The organism is Frankia sp. CeRuru1 (genome assembly GCF_977966315.1).
The window spans coordinates 1-2,697 of the sequence record NZ_CDWWEW010000524.1; the positions used below are offsets into that span (position 1 = coordinate 1).

Annotated in this window: 2 protein-coding genes; one reads left to right on the forward strand and one right to left on the reverse strand. The window is 70.5% G+C overall.

The genetic code is table 11. The annotated features are described in order from the left end of the window. Positions 1-66 precede the first annotated feature (66 nt). Entirely contained in the window at positions 67-357 is a 291-nt protein-coding gene (locus tag AC08OP_RS23785) for a transposase (RefSeq protein ID WP_476616209.1), read from the reverse strand. Positions 358-586: 229 nt separating this feature from the next. Here AC08OP_RS23785 and AC08OP_RS23790 point away from each other — a divergent pair. After that, positions 587-2,697, forward strand: a 2,111-nt coding sequence (locus tag AC08OP_RS23790) for a recombinase family protein (protein ID WP_476616210.1), incomplete at its 3' end; no start/stop codon positions are given.

A 2,697-nucleotide genomic window follows, 5' to 3' on the forward strand; every position in this document is an offset into this window, starting at 1 on the left:
GGCAGGCCACCGCGACATCCACATCCAGTTCCGGGTCGTCGGCGAGCTCACGGACCAGCCGGTAGATCAGTTTGGGAGGATGTTCTCCCGGGCGAAGTAGGCGGCCGCGCGCTTGAGAATCTCGTTTTCCATCTCCAGGCGCTTCTTGTCTCGGCGCAACTGGGCCAGCTCACGCTTCTCCACGCTCGTCAGGCGGTTCTCGCCGCCGTTGTCGTCCGCGTCGGCCTGGGCGATCCAGTTACGCAGACACGACTCACTGATCGTCAGCTGCTTCGAGAGCGCCGCGATCGGCGTGTCGCCACGGCGGGCGAGTTCGACCGCACGCCGGCGGAACTCGGGCGGGTGTGGAGCGGGCATGGTCGACATCCTCCCTGGTGGCCGGGGGCCACCTCAGGTGAGGTGTCCGTGCTCGGGGGCCAAGCTCAGAGCCGGATGTGGCAAGTCTGTGGGCGGGGCTGCCGGTGGCCAATCGCCGGACGGCGGTGTACTGGCTGGCGCTGATCGCTCGCAAGAGTCTGCCGTCGCGGAGCGGGGCGGCGAACCAGCAGGCCCCGGCGGCACCGAGCTCGGAGAGTGACCGGTGACCATGGTGATGCCGTGGGAGCGGTCGGGCGGCAAGGTGACCTGTCGCCATACCGACCGGCTGGCGGTGGTGTATGTGCGCCAGTCCACCCGCGGGCAGGTGCTGGGGCACGGTGAGTCGACGCGGTTGCAGTACGCGTTGGTGGACCGGGCCGTGGCGCTGGGCTGGACGGCGTCGCGGGTCCAGGTGATCGACGATGACCTGGGCAGGTCCGGGGCGAGCGCGGTCGGCCGGGCGGGGTTCCAGCGGCTGGTAGCCGAGATCTCTTTGGGGCACGTCGGGCTGGTACTGGGCACGGAGATGTCGCGTCTGGCACGCTCGGGGAAGGACTGGTACCAGCTGATCGAGTTGTGCGCGCTCGGTGGTGCGCTGCTGGCGGACGTCGATGGCGTGTACGACCCGGCCGAGTACAACGACCGGTTGCTGCTGGGGTTGAAAGGGACGATGTCCGAGGCCGAGCTGTATCTGATCAATCAGCGGATGCAGGCCGGGCGGGTGAACAAGGCCCGCCGCGGCGAGTTGGCCATCGCGCTGCCGGTGGGGTACTGGCGTTGTCCGTCGGGCGAGGCGGTGCTGGACCCCGATGAGCAGGTGCAGTCCGTGGTGCGTCTGGTCTTCGCGAAGTTCGCCGAGCTCGGTTCGATCCAGGGCGTGATGCGTTTCCTGGTCGAACACGGCATCCAGATCGGGATCCGGGCCCGCTCGGGCCCCGACAGGGGCGAGCTGGTGTGGAAACGGCCAGCCCGCGCCACCCTGACCTGCATGCTGGGCAGCCCGGTCTATGCCGGGGTCTACGTGTATGGGCGGCGGCGGGTCGATCCTTCCCGCCGCCGGCCCGGGCATCCCAAGGCCGGGCTGCGGCGGATGGAGCGGGCCGAGTGGCTGGCCTGGATCGAGGACGCGTTGCCCGCCTACATCACCGTGGCGCAGTACGAGGCCAACCTGGCCCGCCTGGCCGCGAACCAGCCACACGCCGACGTGCCCGGGGCGGTGCGCTACGGCCCGGCGCTGCTGGCGGGACTGCTGCGCTGCGGCCGATGCCGCCGCCGGATGACGGTGGCCTATCACATCGACGCCGGTAAACCCCGCACCAGCTACAACTGCACCGGAGCCCGCGCCGACTACGGCGGCCCGCACTGTCAGCACCTCAGCGGCCGCTGTCTGGACACCTTCATCACCGCCCGGCTGCTGGCCGCGCTGACCCCGGCCGCCGCACAGGTCAGCATCGCCGCGGCCGAACAGCTCCACGCCGACCGGGCCGCGCTGAACAAAATCTGGACCCAGCGGCTGGAACGTGCCCAGCAGGCCGTGGACCACGCCCGCCGCTGCTATCAGCTGGCCGAGCCCGAGAACCGCCTGGTGGTCCGCCAGCTGGAAGCCGACTGGGAACAAGCCCTGGCCCACCACCAGCAGCTCACCGAGGACTGGCACCGCTTCCAGCACACCGCCCCCGTGCCCTTGACCGCCCCTGACAAGCAGGCCATCGCCGCCGCGGCAGCCGACCTGCCCGCCCTCTGGAACGCGCCGACCACCGACAACGCCGACCGCAAGCAGATCATCCGCGCCGTCATCGACGACATCATCGTCACCGTCCGTGGCCGCAGCGAACTGGTCGACGTCACCATCTGCTGGGCCGGCGGGATGACCACCACCGGGGTGCTCCGCCGCCCCCTCCAACGCTTCGAAGACCTCAGCTACTACCCCCAGCTCACCGCCCGCGTGATCGAGCTCGCCCGCCGCGGCCTGGATCCTCGCCAGATCGCCGATCAGCTCAACACCGACGGTTTCCGCCCCGCCCGCGATGACGGCCCGATCCGCTGGCGACTGGTCGACCAGGTCCTGCGCCGCGCCGGACACCCGATCACCCACCACCGGCCACTGCCCGTCCACCCCGACGAGGCACCCGGCGCCCACGAGTGGTGGCTCGCGGATCTGGCCGCCCGCCTCGGCGTCACCACCGGAACCATCCACCGCTGGCGCCAGCAAGGCCGCATCCGCGGACGCCAGGAGACCCGCCACCCACACCGCTGGATCCTGCACACCGACCCCACCACGATCACCGAACTGGCCGCCTACCCGAACAAGATCCGAGGCCGAACCACCCGCGTCCACCC

What these genes read in the sequence shown, in the direction of transcription:
- AC08OP_RS23785 (WP_476616209.1), bottom strand. Translation starts at nt 357, where the DNA reads ATGCCCGCTCCACACCCGCCCGAGTTCCGCCGGCGTGCGGTCGAACTC.